The 19,017-nt window shown below is 73.4% G+C and carries 17 protein-coding genes; 10 read left to right on the top strand and 7 right to left on the bottom strand.

Translation table 11 applies throughout. From position 1 onward, the window contains the following. From ACYVD5_RS10690 to ACYVD5_RS10700, 3 genes are all read left to right on the top strand, one after another. Positions 1-2,385 (top strand): ABC transporter permease (locus ACYVD5_RS10690; RefSeq protein WP_461000813.1); only part of this gene is annotated, 2,385 nt, incomplete at its 5' end. 150 nt (positions 2,386-2,535) lie between these two features. Continuing rightward, complete coding sequence (locus tag ACYVD5_RS10695) at positions 2,536-4,053, top strand: MFS transporter (RefSeq protein ID WP_461000814.1); 1,518 nt, start codon at positions 2,536-2,538, stop codon at positions 4,051-4,053. A gap of 54 nt (positions 4,054-4,107) precedes the next feature. Beyond that, a complete protein-coding gene (locus tag ACYVD5_RS10700) occupies positions 4,108-4,917 on the top strand; it encodes an FAD/NAD(P)-binding protein (RefSeq protein WP_461000815.1) in 810 nt (269 codons plus the stop codon). 34 nt (positions 4,918-4,951) lie between these two features. Here the strand turns inward: ACYVD5_RS10700 and ACYVD5_RS10705 are convergent, their stop codons facing one another. The 3 genes from ACYVD5_RS10705 to ACYVD5_RS10715 form a co-directional block, all read right to left on the bottom strand. After that, complete coding sequence (locus ACYVD5_RS10705) at positions 4,952-5,737, bottom strand: polyprenol monophosphomannose synthase (protein WP_461000816.1); 786 nt, start codon at positions 5,735-5,737, stop codon at positions 4,952-4,954. 88 nt (positions 5,738-5,825) lie between these two features. After that, positions 5,826-6,632: a DeoR/GlpR family DNA-binding transcription regulator gene (locus ACYVD5_RS10710; RefSeq protein WP_461000817.1), complete on the bottom strand. Its 807-nt coding sequence runs from the start codon at positions 6,630-6,632 to the stop codon at positions 5,826-5,828. Between the two features lie 62 nt (positions 6,633-6,694). After that, complete coding sequence (locus tag ACYVD5_RS10715) at positions 6,695-6,862, bottom strand: hypothetical protein (RefSeq protein WP_461000818.1); 168 nt, start codon at positions 6,860-6,862, stop codon at positions 6,695-6,697. A 309-nt stretch (positions 6,863-7,171) separates the two neighbouring features. Between ACYVD5_RS10715 and ACYVD5_RS10720 the strand changes: the two genes are divergently transcribed. The 3 genes from ACYVD5_RS10720 to ACYVD5_RS10730 all read left to right on the top strand — a co-directional run bounded on the left by ACYVD5_RS10720 (position 7,172) and on the right by ACYVD5_RS10730 (position 12,115). Beyond that, positions 7,172-7,966 carry a 4'-phosphopantetheinyl transferase family protein gene (locus tag ACYVD5_RS10720; RefSeq protein WP_461000819.1) on the top strand — a complete coding sequence of 265 codons (795 nt, stop codon included), beginning with the start codon at positions 7,172-7,174 and terminating at the stop codon, positions 7,964-7,966. Between the two features lie 317 nt (positions 7,967-8,283). Further along, positions 8,284-10,515, top strand: coding sequence for a prolyl oligopeptidase family serine peptidase (locus tag ACYVD5_RS10725; RefSeq protein ID WP_461000820.1), 2,232 nt, complete (start codon positions 8,284-8,286; stop codon positions 10,513-10,515). Positions 10,516-10,936: 421 nt separating this feature from the next. Continuing rightward, entirely contained in the window at positions 10,937-12,115 is a 1,179-nt protein-coding gene (locus ACYVD5_RS10730) for a JmjC domain-containing protein (RefSeq protein WP_461000821.1), read from the top strand. An 82-nt stretch (positions 12,116-12,197) separates the two neighbouring features. On the opposite strand, the gene ACYVD5_RS10735 is transcribed toward ACYVD5_RS10730, so the two are convergent. Continuing rightward, on the bottom strand, positions 12,198-13,043 hold the full coding sequence (locus ACYVD5_RS10735) for a TetR/AcrR family transcriptional regulator (protein ID WP_461000822.1): 846 nt from the start codon (positions 13,041-13,043) through the stop codon (positions 12,198-12,200). Positions 13,044-13,140: 97 nt separating this feature from the next. Here ACYVD5_RS10735 and ACYVD5_RS10740 point away from each other — a divergent pair, with 97 nt between their 5' ends. The 4 genes from ACYVD5_RS10740 (at position 13,141) to ACYVD5_RS10755 (ending at position 16,915) form a co-directional block, all read left to right on the top strand. Further along, complete coding sequence (locus ACYVD5_RS10740; RefSeq protein ID WP_461000823.1) at positions 13,141-14,157, top strand: ATP-binding cassette domain-containing protein; 1,017 nt, start codon at positions 13,141-13,143, stop codon at positions 14,155-14,157. Continuing rightward, positions 14,154-15,041 carry an ABC transporter permease gene (locus ACYVD5_RS10745; RefSeq protein WP_461000824.1) on the top strand — a complete coding sequence of 296 codons (888 nt, stop codon included), beginning with the start codon at positions 14,154-14,156 and terminating at the stop codon, positions 15,039-15,041. The genes ACYVD5_RS10740 and ACYVD5_RS10745 overlap by 4 nt, the downstream gene beginning before the upstream one ends. Continuing rightward, positions 15,038-15,781: a DUF2306 domain-containing protein gene (locus ACYVD5_RS10750; protein WP_461000825.1), complete on the top strand. Its 744-nt coding sequence runs from the start codon at positions 15,038-15,040 to the stop codon at positions 15,779-15,781. The genes ACYVD5_RS10745 and ACYVD5_RS10750 overlap by 4 nt, the downstream gene beginning before the upstream one ends. A gap of 267 nt (positions 15,782-16,048) precedes the next feature. After that, the gene (locus tag ACYVD5_RS10755; protein WP_461000826.1) at positions 16,049-16,915 is read left to right on the top strand and encodes a (2Fe-2S)-binding protein; all 867 of its coding nucleotides are present in this window, start codon (positions 16,049-16,051) and stop codon (positions 16,913-16,915) included. A 96-nt stretch (positions 16,916-17,011) separates the two neighbouring features. On the opposite strand, the gene ACYVD5_RS10760 is transcribed toward ACYVD5_RS10755, so the two are convergent. From ACYVD5_RS10760 to ACYVD5_RS10770, 3 genes are all read right to left on the bottom strand, one after another. Then, on the bottom strand, positions 17,012-17,557 hold the full coding sequence (locus ACYVD5_RS10760) for an MOSC domain-containing protein (protein WP_461000827.1): 546 nt from the start codon (positions 17,555-17,557) through the stop codon (positions 17,012-17,014). A 97-nt stretch (positions 17,558-17,654) separates the two neighbouring features. Continuing rightward, positions 17,655-18,503, bottom strand: coding sequence for a DUF4352 domain-containing protein (locus tag ACYVD5_RS10765; protein WP_461000828.1), 849 nt, complete (start codon positions 18,501-18,503; stop codon positions 17,655-17,657). Positions 18,504-18,714: 211 nt separating this feature from the next. Beyond that, complete coding sequence (locus ACYVD5_RS10770; protein WP_461000829.1) at positions 18,715-18,954, bottom strand: hypothetical protein; 240 nt, start codon at positions 18,952-18,954, stop codon at positions 18,715-18,717. Positions 18,955-19,017: the final 63 nt, after the last annotated feature.

The following is a 19,017-nucleotide window of genomic DNA, read 5'->3' on the forward strand; positions in this document are numbered from 1 at the left end:
CAGGAGAGCTTCCGCAACCAGGTCATGGGATCGGCCCAGACCATGGACGCCATCGCCGTGCCGGAAGAACCCCCGTTGGGCGAGGAACCCAGAACAATCGCTCCCGAGGCGCTGGCCGAGGTCCGCGACCTTCCAGAGATCGACCGCGCCTCCGGGACCATCACCGGCGACACCCCGCTCCTGGACAAGGACGGCCAAGCCGTGGGCAGCCAGGCCACCCTTGGGATCTCGGTGGCCGGCCTCTCCCGCTACTCGGCCGCCGAGGGCGAACTCCCCCAAGCCCCGGGTGAGGCGGCCCTGGCCACCACCTCCGCCGACGTCACCGGCTACGAGGTCGGCGACACCGTAACCGTGCTCGACCACGACGGCGAGAAGAACTCCTTCGAGATCACCGGTCTCATCGACTTCGGTGTCGACCAGGAGATCAGCTACCGCGGCGCGGTCGCATTCACGCCGCAGACCGCTCAGCAGATGACCGGCACCGACGCCTTCACCGAACTGGACGCCATCGCCGCCGAGGGCGTGCCGGCGCAGCAGGCGGCCGACGCCGTCGCCGACGTGACCGGCCCCGGCACCGAGGTGCAGACCGGTCAGGCGTACGGCGAAATGCTGGCCGAGCGAACCGGGGCGCAGGCCCAGACCTTTTCCATCGCGCTCATGCTCTTCGCCGCGATCTCGGTCCTGGTCGCGGCCATCGTCATCCACAACACCTTCTCCATCCTGGTGGCCCAGCGCCAACGCGAGATGGCGCTGCTGCGCTGCGTCGGCGCCGTACGACGGCAGGTGTTCACCAGCGTGCTCCTTGAGGCGCTGGTGGTGGGGCTGGTGTCCTCGGCCGCGGGCGTGCTCGCCGGTATCGGCGTGGGCTATGCCGGCTTCACGCTGGGCGCCACTGCTTTGGAAGCTGACCAGAGCGGCGTTTCGCTGGTGGTGGCTCCGCAGTCGGTGCTCATCGCGCTGGCGGTCGGCACCGCGGTCACCCTGTTCTCAGCGCTGCTGCCCGCTCGGCGCGCCACCTTCGTGCCGCCGCTGGCGGCACTGCGTACCAGCGCGGTGGCCACCGGGCTGGACAAGCGCTTCGGCATCGTGCGCACCGCGATGGGTACTGTACTGCTGCTCGCCGCGGCCGGAGTGACCGCGGTCGGCGTAACCGGGGACTTCGACCCGCCGGAAGCCATCATCTTCACGGTCGGCGGCGGAATTGTGGCGTTCGCCGGGGTGGTCGTCCTCAGCCCGCTGCTCGTACGCGCGGTCGTGGCCGCGGTCATGCCGCTGATGCGGATGCTGGGGGTTTCCGGCACGCTGGCCACCGACAACTCGCGGCGCAACCCGCGCCGGGCCGCAACCGCGATGATCGCCCTGACCGTCGGTGCGACCCTTATCGCCGGCTACTCGGTGGTCAACGCGACCGTGATGCGCACCACCACCGCACGGCTCGACCAGCAGTTCCCCGCCGACTACGAGATCAGTGCGCAGTTCACCGGCGAGGGCCCCAGCGTCCCCCCTGAGGTCTCCGCGAAGCTGCGGGAAGCACCCGAGATCGCGAACGTGCTCGCCCAGCGCACCTCGGTCGTGACCGACGGGGAGCTGTCCTATGTTGTGACCTTCACCAGCGGCGACCCGGGCATGGAGGCCCAGGCCGGCGATCCCGCCGACGTACAGGCGGGCAGCGTCGCAGTGCCGGCCGATTATGACGGGAGCCCCGGAGTCGGCGACACCGTGAAGCTGGACACCGAGCAAGGCGAGCGCTCCTACGAGGTCGCCGCAGTACTCACCGAACTGGGGCCGGTCCAAGATGTGGTGATGGCGCCCGAGGATTTCGCGACGGCCTTCCCCAGCGTCGACGGCGACTACAAAGTGCAGGTCCAAGGCGCCGAGGGCGCGAGCGACAAGGAGCTGCGCGACGCGGTCCTCGCGGGTTTGGAGGACCACCCCGAACTGCGGGCCGAATCGATGGCCCAGGTACGCCAAGGGATGGAGGACCAGCTGGACACCGCCTTCCTGGCGATCGTGGCGATGCTCGGCATGGCGGTGATCATCGCGGTGTTCGGTATCGCCAACACGCTGGCGCTGTCGGTCCTGGAACGCACCCGCGAGTCGGCGATGCTGCGGGCACTCGGGCTCAAACGCGGCCAACTGCGGCTGATGCTCAGCCTGGAGGCGGTACTGCTCTGCCTGATCGGGGCCGCCGTGGGCATCGGCCTGGGCGTGGTCATCGGCTGGAGTGTATCGGTGTCGATCTTCAACGAAACGCTGTTCAGCATGCCCGTAGGCCAGATCGCCGTATTCATCGCAGTGGCGATCCTGGCCGGGCTGCTGGCCTCGGTCATGCCCTCGCGCCAGGCGGCACGGACATCGATCACCGCGGCGCTGGCCAGCGAGTAGGCGACCGGCCGCCCCGACACCCGCACGGGCGGCGGCCGCAACGCCGAACCGCGCCGTAAGGTGACTGCGGGCGGGCCCGGGCGGGCCCGCCCGCAGCCGTGTGCGCCGGCCCGGCGCACACGCCGTCCGCGTCCGGGGAGGGTGAGAGCGATGGGGTCCGCGGATTCCGCCGCACCGCACGCCGGCGGTGCCGCGTGGGGCACTGCCAAGGCCCGGTGGATGCTGACGGCCACCGTGCTCGCCTCGGGAATGGCCTTCCTCGACTCCACCGTGGTCAACGTGGCGCTGCCCGCGATCAGCGCCGAGCTGGGCGCGGACGTGTCCGGCCTGCAGTGGACCGTCAACGGCTACATGGTGACGCTGTCGGCGCTGATCCTGCTCAGCGGGTCGTTGAGCGACCGGTTCGGGCGGGTGCGGGTGTTCGGCCTGGGGGTGGCGTGGTTCGCGCTGGCCTCGGCGCTGTGCTCGCTGGCACCGGACCTGGGCTGGCTGGTCGCCGGGCGGGTGCTGCAGGGGGTCGGCGGGGCGCTGCTGACCCCGGGCAGCCTGGCGATCCTGCAGGCGGGTTTCCGCAAACAGGACCGGGCGCGCGCCATCGGGGCGTGGTCGGGGCTGACCGGGGTCGCCTCGGCGATCGGCCCGTTCGTCGGGGGCTGGCTGGTCGACGTCGGCTCCTGGCGGCTCATCTTCCTGATCAACCTGCCTCTTGCGGCGGCCGTGCTGCTGATCGCGTGGACGCGCCTGTCCGAATCGCGCGACCCCCAGGCGCCCGCACGGTTGGACTACACGGGCGCGCTGCTGGGCATGGCCGGACTGGCCGGCCTCACCTACGCCCTGATCGAGGCCGGCGAAACCGGCCTCGGCGACTGGCGCACCGCCTCCGCCGCGGTCGCGGGCCTGGCGGCGCTGGCGGCCTTCGCAACCGCGGAGCACCGCAGCACCCACCCCATGCTTCCGCTCGACATCTTCTCGTCCAGCCGGTTCACGGTGACCAACGTGGTGACGGTGCTGATGTACGGAGCGCTGGGACCACTGCTGTTCCTGCTGGTCATCTATCTGCAGGAGGTGTTGGGCTACTCGGCGGTCGAGGCGGGGGCGGCATCGCTGCCTATCACGGTGCTCATGCTGACCCTGTCGGGCCAGTCCGGGCGCCTGGCCGAACGCATCGGCCCCCGCTGGCAGCTCACCATCGGCCCTCTGGTGCTGGGCACCGGCCTGGTGGTGCTCTCGCGGCTGTCTCCGGGCGACTCCTATGCCACCGGGGTGCTGCCCGGTGTGCTGCTGGTGGGGCTGGGGCTGTCCACGGCGGTGGCGCCGCTGACCGCCACCGTGCTGGCCGCGGCGCCCGAACGCCACGCCGGGGTCGCCTCGGGGGTCAACAACACGCTCGCGCGCACCGCGCAGTTGATCGGGGTGGCGGCGGTGCCGGTGCTGGCCGGGGTCGGCGGACCCGGGGGCATCGCCGCCGGATTCGACGCGGCGATGCTGATCATCGCCGCCGCGGCGGCCGCGGCGGGACTGCTGGCGCTGGCCCTGCTGCGCCGCAAACCGGCGGCACCGGCCACCGACCGGATGTTCTGCGGGGTGAGCGACCCGCCGATGGACGCGTGCCCCGGCTCGTCTGCGGGCGAACCCTCCCGCCCGGGCGGTGCATCCGGTGAGCGGTGATGTCGGCAGCCCGGAATGATCGACGCGGGCGGCCGGCGCACTAGAGTCGGGATCATGGGAGCTGCGGCCAAGGACGGCGGCGGGCCGGCCATCGCGTTCGCCGGCGGCGGAGCAGGGGCTGCCCTGGCCGCCATCGCACTGCTGCGCGCCACAACGTGGCTGCGCCTGAGCTACCGGATCGTGCTGATCGACGAGCACGGCCGCTTCGCGCGCGGCAGGCCCTTCGGCGGGCCCGGCGGCGAATGCCTGCTGGAGACCCCGGTCAAACACATGTCGGCACTGCCCGACCGCCCCTGCCACCTGATGGACTGGGCCCGTGCGCGCCGATCGGCGGGCCTGCGGGCGGGCCGGGCCGCAGACCCGGCGGGCGCGGGCCCCACGGCGCTCGCCCCGGCCGCGTGCGGCCCGGAGACCCTGCTGTCCCGCCGCGTCTACGGCGACTACCTTTCCGACACCCTGGCCACCACGGCAGCCTGGGCCGCCCCCTACGCGTCGTTGCACACCTGCGCGGCCCGTGCGGTCGGGGTCAGCGCGGGCAACGGCGGCGCATGCGTGCGCCTGGACTCTGGTGAGCGTGTCGCGGCGGCGGCGGCCGTCGTCGCCACCGGCGACCCGGCGGTGGCCGCCCCGCCCCCGGTCGAGGGCGCGGACCCCGGTCCCGGCGGTGCCGGTTTCGGGCTGGCCGCTTTCGGGTGCGGTGCGCTGGCCACGGCCTCCGGCGAGGCGTCCCGGCGCCTGTTCGCGGTCGGCGCGGTCCGCCGCGGCGAGTCCGGTACCACCGTCCCGCGCGTCCGCGGCCACGCCGAGGCCCTGGCGCAGTGCATCGCCGATACCGTGCTGCGCACCCCGCCCGGCCCGCGCTGAACGCGGCCCGGCGGGGTGGGCGGCCGGGGGCGGTTCAGTGCCCGCGGGCGGTGCGGCGTTCGGCGGCTCGCAGGCGGACGGGGCGCAGCGCCGACTCCAACTGCACCGCCAAATCCATCTTGCTGGCGCCCTCGCGGCGGTCCTCGAAGTGGATGGGGATCTCGACCAGCTTCTGGCCGCGGGTGAAGGCGCGGTAGTGCATCTCGACCTGGAAGCTGTAACCGCTGCTCTGGATACTCGGCAGGTCCAATGCCTCCAGCGCCTCGCGGCGCCAGATCTTGAACCCGGCCGTGACGTCGCGGACCGGCATGGCCAGGACCGCTTTGACGTAGGTGTTGGCCCATCCGCTGAGGAGCCGCCGGTGCGGGCTCCACTGCCGGGAGAGGCTGCCGCCGGGCACGTAGCGGCTGCCGATCACCACGCCGGCCCCTGTCGAGAGCATGGTGCCGAGCAGTTGCGGGACATAGCGGGGCGGGTGGCTGAGGTCGGCGTCCATCTGCACGACGAAGTCGGCGCCGTCGTCCAGCGCCCGGCTCATCCCTGCGACGTAGGCCCGCCCCAGCCCTTCCTTTGCGGTGCGGTGCAGCACGGTGACGCGTTCGCGGCCGGGGGTGTTGCGTTCGGCGGCGATCTTCTCGGCGATCCGCCCGGTGCCGTCGGGAGAGTTGTCGTCGACGACGACCAGCCGCAGTTCGGGCAGGTCCAGGCCGAGCAACCGCTCGGCCAGGATCGGCAGGTTCTCGGCCTCGTCGTAGGTGGGGACGACGACGGCCACCTTGGACCGCGCCCACGGCTCGGGCAGGGTCACCGGGGTCGGCATAGGCGCTCCAATGGGGTCGGGGTGCGTTCGCCAACAGCAGGAAGCGTAAAGGGCGGCGGCCCTTCGGCACCACGGGCCGCCCCTGCGGTCATTCTCCCCGGTCGATCTCCAACACCGCCACATGCACCACGGTGCCCATGTCCTCCAAGGTCATCAGGACCTCGGGGTCGGCGTGGTTGTCGGTGATCAGGTGGGCGATGTGCTCGGGTGCCACGGTCTGGACCATGGTGTCGGCGCCGACCTTGGTGTGGTCGGCCAGGACCACGATCTCCTCGGCGCAGGACGCCAGGGAGCGGTCGACACTGGCCACGGCGGGGTTGGGGGTGCTCAACCCGCGTTCGGCGGTGACCCCGTTGCCCGAGACGAATGCCTGGCGCACCCGCAGGCCCGCGAGCGCCTGCTCGGCCGCGGTGCCCACCAGCGCCCGGATCGACCCGCGCAGCGAACCGCCGGTCATCACCACCTCGACTCCGGGCGCCGAAGCCAGCACGTCGGCCACCAGCAGCGAGTTGGTCACCACGGTGAGGTTCTGCCGGCCAACCAGTTCGCGCGCCAGCGCCTCGGTGGTGGTGCCGGCGCCCAGCACCACGGCGTCGTCGTCCTCGATCAGGCGGGCGGCCGCAGCGGCGATCGCGAGTTTCTCGGGGGCGGCTTGGCCGGTCTTTTGGGCGTAGCTCTGCTCGTAGCCCAGCCGCCCGGGCAGGGCGGCGCCGCCGCGGCGGCGGTCGAGGAGGCCCTCGGACTCCAGCGCGCGCACATCGCGCCGGACCGTCACCTCGGAGGCGCGCACCCGCGAGGCGATCTCGCGCAATGCCATGGCGCCGTTGGCCCGCACCAGTTCCAGGATTCGTTCGCGGCGCTCGGCCGCGAATGCCGGCCTGGTCTCTTCTGCCATGGGGAACTCCATCTCGGTGCTGGCTCGGGGGGCCGTGCGCTCCGATGATAGAGCCGCGTGAGTCAGCCCAAGTGCACTCCGTGGGTGTGGAAGGACTCCTCGATGGTGTCGTCGTCGGGGGTCTCGTCCTCAAGCGAGGGGCCGCGGACGACGAACGCCACGATGAACAGGGCGATCAGCAGGCCGAGAACGGCCAGAGTTGCGATACCGAACAGCACCATGACGGACACGGGGGCCTCCCTGGCGAGCGGGCTGACCGGCCCGCGGTGCGGGCGGGCCCGCACCGTTAGGCGTCTGCCCGTTGGATTCCCGGCGGGGCGCTGTTTCATACCCGCCGCAAGGGTCCCTTTGCCGGTTTGCCGGATTCGCGCGTCTGCGGCCGGGCGCGCTCTTCCGCGGGGGTGGTGCCGGTGTTGCCGGGGCAGAGTGTTGCCGCGCGTGTTGCGCGTGTTGCCGGTGGGGCGCGGGTGGGCGCGGCCGCACGCGGCGGTGCGGCCGCTGCTGTGGCGGGGGTTGGCGGCTCGGGCCAGAATGGGACGGTGACTGAGCTGACGTGCCAACTGTGGTGGGCATCCCCCCGCGATGCCGCTCCGGAACTCCGCAACCTGCTCGACCCCGGCGAACGGGAGCGACACGCGCGCTTCCACCAGCAGGCCGACCGCGACCGCTACCTGGTCGCCCATGCGCTGGCGCGGCTGGCGCTGGCCCGCGAAACCGGGTGCTCCCCCGCCGAGGTCGCCTTCACTCTGCGCTGCCGCGCCTGCGAGCGGCGCGGCGAAGGGCCGAACGGCTCCTCCTCCGCCGCCGGCGGGCGGTCCGCGCCACACGGCAAACCCCACCCCGCAGGAGCCGCCGCCGGGCTGGAGATCTCCTTCAGCCACTCCGGCGACCGGGTGCTGCTCGCCCTGGCGCGGGGTACGGCCGTGGGAGCCGACGTCGAGCAGGTCGCGCCCGAGCGCGACACCGAGGGCCTCGCCGATTTCTGCCTGACCCCGGCCGAGCGCCGCGCTCTGGACGCGCTGCCCGCTGAACAGCGCGCCGCGGGCTTCTTCGGCTACTGGGCCCGCAAAGAGGCGCTGCTCAAGGCCACCGGCGACGGGCTTTCCGGCGGGCTGACCAACGTGGGTGTCAGCGGCCCCTTCGACCCGGCCGAGGTGCTGGCCTGGGACTCCGCCCACGCGCCCGAGCACGTCCGGCTCACCGACCTGGATGCGGGCCCGGGTTACCGGGCGTCGCTGGCGGCGCTGTGCCCCGGCCCGCTGAGCACCCGGACCTGCGACACCGGGGAACTGCTGGCCGACTACAGCGCGGGCCGGGTGCCGGGGGCGACCTGACCTGACCCAACGGGCCGAGGCGGCAGCGGCCGGGCGGGCACCGGGCCGGGGCGGGCCGGGTCGCTTGCCGCCGGTGGCGCCGGGCTCCGCGGGCCGCTGCGGCCTGTCAACGGGTACGGCCGGATGCCGGCGAACCGGGCGGCCCGCGAACCGGCAAACCTGCCCCGATAGCCATATTTCGGTGTCTGTGGGCCACTGACGACTACCTTGACCGGAATCCGGCCCCTTCTGAAGTATGTAGGCGTGCGCATCTGCGGCTTTGGCCTGGTCCCCCCGCCCGCCCCCGCCCGCCCGCCCTTTCCGGGCGCCGAGTGAGCATGGCCGGGCCGCACCACAGCGCCCCTCGCGGCGACGGCCGGGCCGCGCTGCTGTACGCCGCCGACAACACCGCCCGGGGCGCGCCCGCCGACCCTTACCGCTGGCTGGAGGAGCCCGACTCACCTGCCACACAGCGTTGGCTGGCCGAGCGCGACCGCGAATTCGCCGCTGCCGCCGCAGGATGGCCGCTGCGCGATCGGCTTGCCGAACGCATCCGCGGCCTGGTGGCCGCAGACCTGTGGAGCCCGCCGCTGCACCGCGGTGGCCGGGTCTTCGCCACCCGCCGCCCGGCCGGCGGCGACCACCCGGCCGTGGTCTGCTTCGAGCCCGCCGGCGACCGGGAACGGGTGGTGTTCGACCCGCACGCCTTCGACCCCAGCGGCGCCACCACGCTGGACTCCTGGGAACCTTCGCCGGACGGCCGGTGCGTGGCCGTGCAGACCTCCACCGGCGGGACCGAACGGGGCGCGCTGCGGGTGCTGTCGGTCGAGACCGGCCTGCCGGTCGAGGAACCGATCGAGGGGGTGCGCTACTCCAACGTCGCCTGGGCCGGCCCCGGCACCTTCTACTACGTGCGCCGCGACAACGGCGGCGGCCGGCGCGGGGTGTGGCTGCACCGCGTCTCGCCTGCGGGCACCGGATCCGACGTGCTCGTGCGCGCCTGCACCGGTCCGCACACGGTGCCGGGGGTGCGGCTGCTGGGCGAACGCTGGCTGGTGGTCACCGAAAGCCACGGCACCGGGCACCGCAACGACATCTGGATCGCCGACCTCGCCCCGGGCGCACCGCAGGCAGAGGAAGCGGGGGCGGCGGCTGGTCTTGGCCAAGGGCCCGGCCCGGGCGCGGGTGCGGGTGCGGATCCCGCCCCGTTGGAGCGGCCGCTGTGGCGCACCGTCCACGCGGGTGAAGAGGCCGAGTCCCACCCCGACCTCGGCCCCGACGGCCTGCTGTATCTGCGCACGACGCTAGGGGCGGAGCGGCGCCGCATCTGCGCCACCGACCCGCGCACGCCCGGCACCGCCCACTGGCGCGAGGTCGTCGGCGAGGACCCGCAGGCGATCCTCGACGGCTTCGCCGCGACCGGCACCGCCCGGCGCCCCGAACTGCTGCTCGCCCGCACCCGGCTGGGCATCAGCGAACTCACCGCCCATGATTGCGCCGACGGCAGGCCGCTGCGCAGCATCGGCCTGCCGGGCGAAGGCATGGCCACCCTGCTGGAGTCCGATGGCCGAGGCGGCGCCCACCTGTGCTACGCCGACGTCGCCACCCAGCAGTGCGTTCTGGTGCTCGACCCGGGCGGTACCCGGCCGCGCCCGTGGCCGCACGGGGCGCTGCCCGAGCCGCCCGCGAACGTGCGGCGCCGCACCACGCAGTGCCGTTCGGCAGACGGCACGCTGGTACCGGTCACCGTGTTCTCCGCTGCCGGTACCGGCGCGCCCGCCGGGTCCGGCGCGGGGCCCGGCCCCACCATCCTGCACGCCTACGGCGGGTTCGGCCGCCCGCGCCAGTTCGGGTTCAGCGCGACGGTGCTGGCCTGGCTGCTGGCCGGGGGCCGCTACGCGGTCGCCCACGTGCGGGGCGGCGGCGATTTCGGGCGCGGATGGCACCTGCGCGGGGCGGGACGCAATAAGCCCCGGGCGGTCGAGGACCTGGTGGCCGCCGCCGATGCGCTCGTCGCCGAAGGCGCGTGCACCCGCGGCCAGTTGTGCCTGTCGGGCGGTTCGGCCGGCGGGCTGCTGGTGCTGGCAGCCGCCGCCCGGCGGCCCGACGTGAGCGGATCCGTCATCGCTTCGGCACCGCTGGCCGACATGAGCCGATTCGAGCGGATGGGTCTGGGCGCGATGTGGACCCGCGAGTTCGGCACGGCCCAGGACCCGCAGGATTTCGCCGCGCTGATGTCGTACTCGCCCTACCACCTTGTGCTGGCCGACGGAGCCCCGGGCCGCCCTGCCGTGCTGCTCACCGGTTTCCACGGCGACACCCGCACCGACGCCGCGCACCCGCGCAAGATGTGCGCCGCGCTCCTGCACAGCGGTGCCGGCGAGCGCCCGGCGCTGCTGCGCTACGAGCGCGGCGTCGGCCATGGGCCGCGGGCGGTGACCAGGGCGATCGAACTGGCCGCCGACGCACATGCCTTTGCGGCCGCCGCGACCGGCCTGGCTCCGCCGCACGCACCGGTACCCGGGCCGCAACCTGCCGGTACCGCTGCGGGGCGGCGGGAGCAACCGTGATCATCCCAGGCATGCGGCCGCGCCGGGAGCGGCGGCCGCACCCCCCGCGCAGCGGCGCGGGGGCGGCGCGCCTCCCCCTCAGCGGGGGTGGCGGTGCGCCACCCGGCGCCTGATGGCGCGGCCGGGGCGACCCGGCAACGGGCGGGCACCGAGTCCCAACCGCCAACACGCACAGGACAGGAGACGCCATGGACGCCACTGAGTTCGACATCGAGGTCGAGGAGCTGACCGAGGTCACGTCGCGCGACACCACCGCCGGCGGCGACAACGACGGCACCGACTCCAGCTCCGACTTCATCTGACCGACCGGGTCAGCATGACCCGATTGCCATCGGACAAGCCGCCGGAGGCGCGCACCGCCTCCGGCGGCCCGACGGCCCACCGCCGCAACCGCCCAACCGCCGCAGTGGAGGCACCCCACGTGACCGACCGCCTGTTCACCGAGACACTGCGCGCCGCCGCGGGCGAGGATCTCCTCTCCGCGCGGCTGTCCTCCGAGGTCGTTTTCGCCGACCTGGGCGCCGAGGCCGTCCGGCCGCTGCTGACCTTTGAGGCGCTCAACGGCATCCTGGCCGACAGCGCGCTGGAGCCGCCGCGGATCCGGCTGCACCGCAAGGGCGCGCCCGTAACCGCCGCCCGCTACACCGACCAGGGCCGCACCTCCGGCGCCGAGCGCACCGCGATCCGGCCCGACGGCCTCTACCGCGAACTGCGCGAGGGCGCGAGCCTGGTGCTGGACGCTGTGGACCGGCTGCACCCGCCGATCCGTGCGGCCACCGATGACCTGATGCGCCTGGTGCGCGAGCGCGCGCAGGTGAACCTGTACCTCATCTGGGGCGACTCCCACGGTTTCGACACCCACTGGGACGACCACGACACCTTCATCGTGCAGCTGGAGGGGACCAAGTCCTGGCAGGTGCACGGTCCCGGCAGCCGCCCGCACCCGATGAAGGTCGACTCCGACCACAGCCACACCCCGCCCGAGGGCACGGTGTGGGAGGGGGTGCTCTCCCCCGGCCACGTGCTGCACGTGCCGCGCGGCTGGTGGCACACGGTCAAGGGCACCGGCGATGTCAGCATGCATCTGACGTTCGGGTTCACCCGGGCGACGGGGATCGACTGGGCGCGTTCACTCCTGGAGCACCTTTACGACGTAGATTTCTTTAGGGCCGATCTGCCGCGCTTCGCCTCCGCCGAAGAACGGAACAAGCACCGCCACGAACTCATCCGCCGGCTCGCCGACGCGGCCGAGCAGCACGACCTCGACGGTTTCCTGGCCGAGCGCGACTCCCACTTCCCCCGGCGGCAGACGTTTGCGCTGCCCTGGGCGGTCGACGGTGCCGAGCCCCACACCGGTACCCGCGTGGAGTTCGTCCCCATCCTGGCCCCGCCGCTGGAGCGCGAGGGCGAGCAAGTGGCGTTGACGGTCTCGGGCAAGCGCTACCGCCTGCCAGCGGCCGCCGAGCCGGTGCTGGCCGAACTGGCGCGCCGCCCGCAGACCACAGTGGGCGAACTGGCGGCGGACTCCAACACGCCGCCGGAGACCACGGCCCGGATCCTGCAGGCCCTGGTGCGCCACCACTTGGTGCTGCTGCGCTGAGCCGCCGGCCGCTCCGGCGGCCGGCGAGCCGGGACGTCGGCGCGGGCGCGGGGGGCGCAGCGCGGGCCGGGTCCGGTGCCCCTCAGCCGGACCCGGCCCGCGTGCGCTCCCGAACGTGGGTCTGCACGCCGTCGAGCAGGCGGTGCAGCCCGAAGACGATGTCGGTGCCGACCCCGTCGACAAGCTCACTGCCGCTGCCCGCATCAGCGGTGTCGGCACCGTCGGTCGGCGGCGGGTCGAAGACGCCCTCGGCGACGAGGGCCGCCACGTTGGGAAAACGCTCGGGCACCGCAAAGCGGCGCAGCACGCGCGCGTGGGCGGCACCGGCCGCCTCGTCGCTCTCGCCGCTGTGTTGGCGGGCCTGCTCCATCTGCACTGCGATGCGGGCGAGTTCGCGGACCGCCCCGTCGATGAACAGGACCACCGAGACCCGCTCACTTCCGGGCAGGCCGGAATCGGCCAGTGAGTCCAGGTAGGCCTCGAACCAGGCGAGCTGCATCGGCGCCGCCGGGGGCCCGGAGACCTCCATGCGCAGCAACCAGGGCCTGCGCCGGTACAGCGCGGCCAGTTCTCGCACGAGCAGCTCCAACCGGTCGCGCCAGTCGCCGGCACCGCCGGGGCCGGGGGGCGCACCCAGCGCGGAGTCGGCCATCAGCTCGACGAGCCGCTCCTTGCTCGGGACGTAGCGGTACAGCGACATCGTCGTGAAACCGAGCTCGGCGGCCACCCGCTGCATCGACACCGCATCGAGCCCTTCGGCGTCGGCCAGGCCCACGGCCGCGGCCACCACCCCGTCCAGGCTCAGCTTGGGCCGCGGCCCGCGGCGGGGGCGCTCGCGCACCCGCCACAGCAGCTCCCAGCGCTCCTCGGATTCGCCTCCGGTTCCGGCTCCGGTTTGCCGGTCGTCCTCGCTGCGTTGTGTCGCCATCGCCCGCCAATCATCGCTCGGCTTGACTCCCATCCTAAGACTGTGTATCTCTTAAACTAAATAGTGTGCGCCATACACAGAAAGGAGGGGTGCCGAGATGAACCGATACGCGGTCACCGCCGAAGGGCTGCACAAGCGCTACGGCGCGACCCGGGCATTGGACGGCTTCGACCTCGCGGTCCCCCGCGCAACCGTCTGCGCCCTGCTCGGCCCCAACGGGGCGGGCAAGACCACGGCCGTGGAAATCCTGGCCACCCTGCGCCGCAGCGACTCCGGCCGCGCGGAGGTCGCCGGGTTCGACGTCGCCCGCTCCCCCGACCGGGTCCGCGAACGCATCGGGCTGACCGGGCAGTACGCCGCCGTCGACGAACTGCTCAGCGGCCGGGCCAACCTGGCCATGTTCGGCCGGCTCAGCGGGCTCGGCGCAGCCGGTGCGCGCCGCCGCGCCGACGAACTGCTGGAGCGTTTCGCGCTGACCGGGGCCGCCCGGCGCCTGGCCCGGGACTACTCCGGCGGCATGCGGCGCCGGCTCGACCTCGCCGCCAGCCTGGTCCGCGACCCCGAAGTACTCTTCCTGGACGAGCCCACCACCGGATTGGACCCGCGCAGCCGCACCGCCGTCTGGGACTCGGTGCGCGCCCTGGTCGCCGCCGGCACCACCGTGCTGCTGACCACCCAGTACCTGGAGGAGGCCGACCGGCTCGCCGACCGCATCTGCGTGGTCGACACCGGAGCGGTCGTCGCCGACGGCAGCGCCCGCGAACTGAAGTCGCGCATCGGCGCAGACCGGATCGACATCGTGGCCGCCGAGACCGCCGACCTGGCCGCGGTGGCCGAAATCGCCGCCCGTGTCAGCGGCGCCGTACCGCAGGTCCGCGCCGAGAAGCGCCGTGTCAGTACATCCGTGGCCGCCCGCGGCCGGATCGACGCGCTGACCGCGATCGTACGGGCGTTGGACGAGGCGGGTCTGGCCGCCGAGGACATCGGGCTGCGCCGGCCCACGCTGGAAGACGTCTTCCTCGGCCTGACCGGGCATGCCGGCAGCGCCGCGGGCGCCCGCGGCGCCCCCGCCGGCGCTGGGCACCGCAGCCAGGATGCGGAGGTGCCGGCATGACCGCCGCGTCCTCTCCGCCCGCCCCGCCGCAGCCGGATCCGGCCCCGGGCGGGCCGCCTGCGGCGCCCGCACCCGCGCGCCGCGGCCGCCTGAGCAGGGCGGCAGCCGACGGCTGGGTGCTCACCGGGCGCAACCTCGTCCACTCCGCGCGCTCCCCCGCCGAACCGCTGCTGGCGCTGTGCATCCCGCTGATGATGGTGCTGGTGTTCGGCTTCGTGTTCGGCGAAACCATGGCCGCCGGCACCACCGGCGGGGCCGCGGACTTCCGCGCCTTCCTGATGCCGGGGATCTTCGTCATGGCGATGCTGTACTCGATCGCCGCCACCGCCACCGGGGTTGCGCTGGACGCCGACAAGGCCGTGATGGGGCGCTTCCGCTCCATGCCCATGGCGACATCGGCGCTGCTGAGCGGGCGCGCGGCCGCCGACATGCTGCGGGCGCTGCTGGAGATGGCGGTGCTGCTGGGCTGCGGATGGCTGGTGGGCTGGAGCTGGCAGGGCACGGCCGCCGAAGCCGCGCAGGCGGTGGGACTGCTGCTGCTCTTCCGGTTCGCGATGACCTGGGTGGGCATCTACCTGGGCCTGGCCGCGCCCAACCCCAACGTCGTCGGGCTGATCGTGTACCCGTTGGCGTTCCCGCTGGGCGTGGTCTCGACCACGTTCGCCCCGCCCGGGCACATGCCCGCCTGGCTGGCGCCCGTAGCCGAGTGGAATCCCGTCTCGTCGGTGGTCGGTGCCGCCCGGGTGCTCTTCGGCAACCCGGGCACGGGCGGCGGCTCGTGGGTCGCCGAGCACCCGGTGCTCATGGCGGTGCTGTGGCCGTCGGCGATCCTGGCCGTGTGCGTCCCGTTGGCGCTGGCCCGGTACCGGAGGCTGAGCCGGTGAGCGCGCGCCGCGATCCGTCCCCACCCCCTGCACCGGCGCCCAAGACGCCGGCCGGGCACGCTGCGCAGCCCCGGCACCGGAGCTGGTGGCGGCGGCCTTGGATACTGCCGCTGGCCGCCGTCACCGCCGCTTTCCTCGCGTTCTCCCTGCCGCCCTACGCCACTCTCTACCCCGCGCAGGCGCGGCTGCCGCTGCAGGAAGGCTCGGCCCTGCACTATCCGGTGCTGTTCAGCCACATCCTGTTCGGCACGGTCGCCCTGGTCTGCTGCTGCCTGCAGGTGTGGCCGCGGCTGCGCCGGCGCCGCCCGGCGGTGCACCGGTGGAGCGGGCGCCTTTACGTGTTCGCCGGGGTCCTGCCGAGCGCGCCGCTGGCGCTTGCCTCCGGTCTGCTGGGGCAGCAAGGGCTGGCGCAGATCAGCGGCAACGCGCTTGCGGCACTGCTCTGGTTCGGCTGCACGGCGGCCGGCTACCGCGCCGCGCGGCGGCGCGACTACGCCCGGCACCGCGTGTGGATGGTCCGCAGCTTCGCGCTGTGCTTCTCGATCGTCGCCAACCGGGTCTGGCTCGTGCTGTGTTTCCTGGCCGCCGAACCCACCCTGGACAGCGTCTACGGCGGCGACCGCGAGCTCATGACCGAGGCGGCGGTGGGTGCGTCGATCTGGCTGAGCTGGGTGGTGAACCTGCTCATCGCCCAGTGGTGGCTGGAGCGCGGCACCGCCCGGCCCCCACCGCCGCGCTGACAGCCGGCACTGCGGCGGGGCGGCCGCGCCGGTGGCCGGGCTCCGCTCCGGCCCGCGCGGCCGCTGCGGTTGCCGTGCCGCGGGGGTGCAGGTGAGGGGCGCGGGGATCTCGTTGCCCCGCCCTCGCGAATTAGGGTAGCCTCAACTAAAGAACGGCGATCGAGGTCGCCGCCGTTGTGCATCCGGCCGGCGTTCGGGCGCCGCGATGTTCCCGCGTACCGAAGCCGCACGTCCCCGACGCGGTGCAGGAAGGTTGGCTGAGGCCGCATGGCCCAGGAGCAGGCCCCGCTGCAAGCGGTGATCGACGCCTGTGTGCCGCTCAAGTTCGCGCCGCTGCCTGATATCCGCACCGCGACCACTCAGCGCACGCGCGAACACCCGGGCACCGAGCACTGGTACCGCACCGACCTCATGGTCGCCGAGGGCGCGGTCGCCACCCTGTTCAACCAACTCGTCGCCCACCACGGCCCCGACCACAAGCTGCCGGGCGCCACCCACTTCATGCGCGCGCTGCTGCGCGAGCCCATCTTCCTGGTGTCGGCGGGTATCTACCTCACCGGGCGGGCGGCGCTGCTGGACGAACGCCACCTGTGGTTCCCGTGGCTGTCCACCTCGACATTCGGCACCCCCACCATCACCAGCTCCCGCATGGCGGTACTGCCCGACGACCCCGCGGCCGGCCACCCCGACGCGGTGGTGGTGCCCGACAACGCCGCCCTCGACCACATCGCCGCCCGCCACCTGGTGCAGGCCTTCTCCCCCATCCTCAACGCGCTGCACGAACACACCCGCATCGGCCTGCGCACACTGTGGGGCTGGGTGCTCGACACCCAGCACTTCTACATGCTCAACCCGGCCCGCTTCCTCGGCCGCGATCCCGAAGCCGCCTGGCAGCGCGCAGGCGAACTCGGCCGGGCACTGCTCGAATCCGGCGCGGTCACCCGCGCGCGCCCGCGGCTGTTCCCCTTCTACGAGGACCACCCGCGCGGCACCTGGGCGGTCCGGGGCACCTGCTGCTTCGACTACAAGGGCGACCCCGAGCACGGCTTCTGCACCACCTGCCCGCTCAAGTGCGACTCCGACCGCCGCGCCGAACTCCAGGAGTGGATCCGCAACCCTGCGCTGGCGCCTTAGCTGCCGGGCCGGCTCGGCGCACCACCGATCATGCAGGAATGCCTGGGTTTTAACGCTGAGACGGGCATTCGGCATGGTCAGCGCCGATCGGGGCCCTCAGACACGCTCCAGCGGGACGTGCGGGCCGGCGGGCGCGCGCACCGCGATCGCATCGCCCGGGCGGACCCCGCCGGTGGCCCGCACAACGGCCATCACACCGGCCTTGAAAACGGGAGCGCCGTCGGCGTCGCGGCCGATGACCGCCTTGAGCATGCCCGACTGGAAGCCGTCGATCTGCTGGCAGGGGTTGCGCAGCCCCGTGACCTCGATGACCGCTTCGGCACCCAGCTGCAGGAGGGCTCCGGTGGGCAGCGCGAGCAGATCCAGTCCGCGGGTGGTGATGTTCTCCCCGAGGTCGCCGGGACCGACCTCGAAACCGGTTGCGCGCAGCTCGTCGTGCAGTTCGGCGGGGATCAGGTGGACCTGGCGCAGGTTGGGCTGCGTGGGATCGCGCTCCACCCGCGACCGGTGCTGCACCGTCGTTCCCAGGTGTGCGTCGCCCTCGACGCCGAGTCCCTCCAGGACCCGGATCTCCTCGGCACCGTCCTTGCTGAAGGTATGGTCGGCTCGGCGGCTGACCGCCGCCACGAATCCTGCTGACATGACGCGCCCCCTGTCGTGGACCGCGGTCAGTATGCCACCGCAGGCGCCGCCCCAACCAGAGCGGGGGCCGGTGTGCGGCCGCGCGGCAGGTCCGCCGTTACGCGTCCAGGCGGATCACCGCGGGCGCGGCGTCGGCGGCGGTGAAGTCCTGCAGGTGCAGGGCTGCCGGATCGGTACCGCGCGGAACGTCGAAGACCAGACCGCCGCGGACCTCTTTCCCCGGTCCCAGGCGGCCGAACAGCCGGTCCGAATTTCCGGCCTGCAGGCCGGCCGTGTTGTCGGGGCGGTAGCGCCTGCCCGCTGAGTCGACGAGCAACTGGTCGGCGTCGGTGAACATGGTTGCCCGCTCCCCTGCGTTGCGCACGGCGATGCGGACGATCACAAAGCGGCCTTGGGCGTATTCGCCCTGAACGGCGCCGCCCACGCGTTCCAGTCCGGTGTGCACACCGGTGACGGTGAATCGCAGCTTGCCCGAGGGGGCCGGATCTCCGCCCCGGCCGGATCCGCCGTTGGCGGGCGGCTGGTCGTGGTGCTTGCCGCCGGCGGGCAGGCGGGCCGCGAGACCGCCCAAGGTGTCGCCGCCGCTGCCGAGCAGCAGCACCGCGGTGCCCGCCACACCCGCGATGAGCGCCGCCGCGGCGCCGACAACGGCCGCGGACTTGAGCTTCTTGCGCCCGGACCGGGTCCGCGGAGCCGCGTGCGCACCGTCGCCGCCGGACTCGGGGGCCGGATCTGCCGGTTCGGCCGGATCCACCGGTTGGGCCGGTTGGGCCGGATCCGCCGGCTCGGCGGACGCGGCCGAATCCGCCGGAGCCGCTGGAGCCGCCGTCGCCGGTTCATCGGGTGCCGCAAGATCCACCTGGACCACCGGTCCCGACGCGGCCCCGCTGACGTGCGGGGTGCCGGCAGCGGAGTCGCGCACCACCCGCAGCCTCTGCTCAGCCAAGCCGCCCCCTTCCGGTGTGCCACGAATGATCCACGGACGGTAACGTCCGGTGAGCGCCCCACCGTGCGGCACACGCCGAAGCGCATCGATTTCGGTCAGGTTTTCCCGCGGCAGGTGACGGGGCGTTACCGGAGTACGGGCAGCGGCGGCCCGAAATTCGGCCGAGTCGGCGCACGGCCCGGGTGGACGGCTCGCCGGGGGCGGGCGGCGGTCAGCCGCCGCCGTAGCGCCAGCGGAGGAAGCCGAACTCGCGCTCGATGCGCCGCATCTCGGCATAGAGGGCGTCGGGGTCGACCGCAGAGGCGACCGCTCCGCCCTGAGGGACCGGCCAGCGCGCGAACGCCCAGTAGCGGCGGGTGTAGGCACCCCACAGGACCAGCCACATGCCCTGTTTCTGCCACTCGATGTGCGCCGCGGTCTCGCGCCGGTCGTCGTCTTCGCCGTCGTCCATTTCACTGGGCTCATACCCGGCCGCCAACCCGGCGATCGGCCGGATGTGGTCACGCTCGGATCC

This window comes from Streptomonospora sediminis (genome assembly GCF_054778995.1).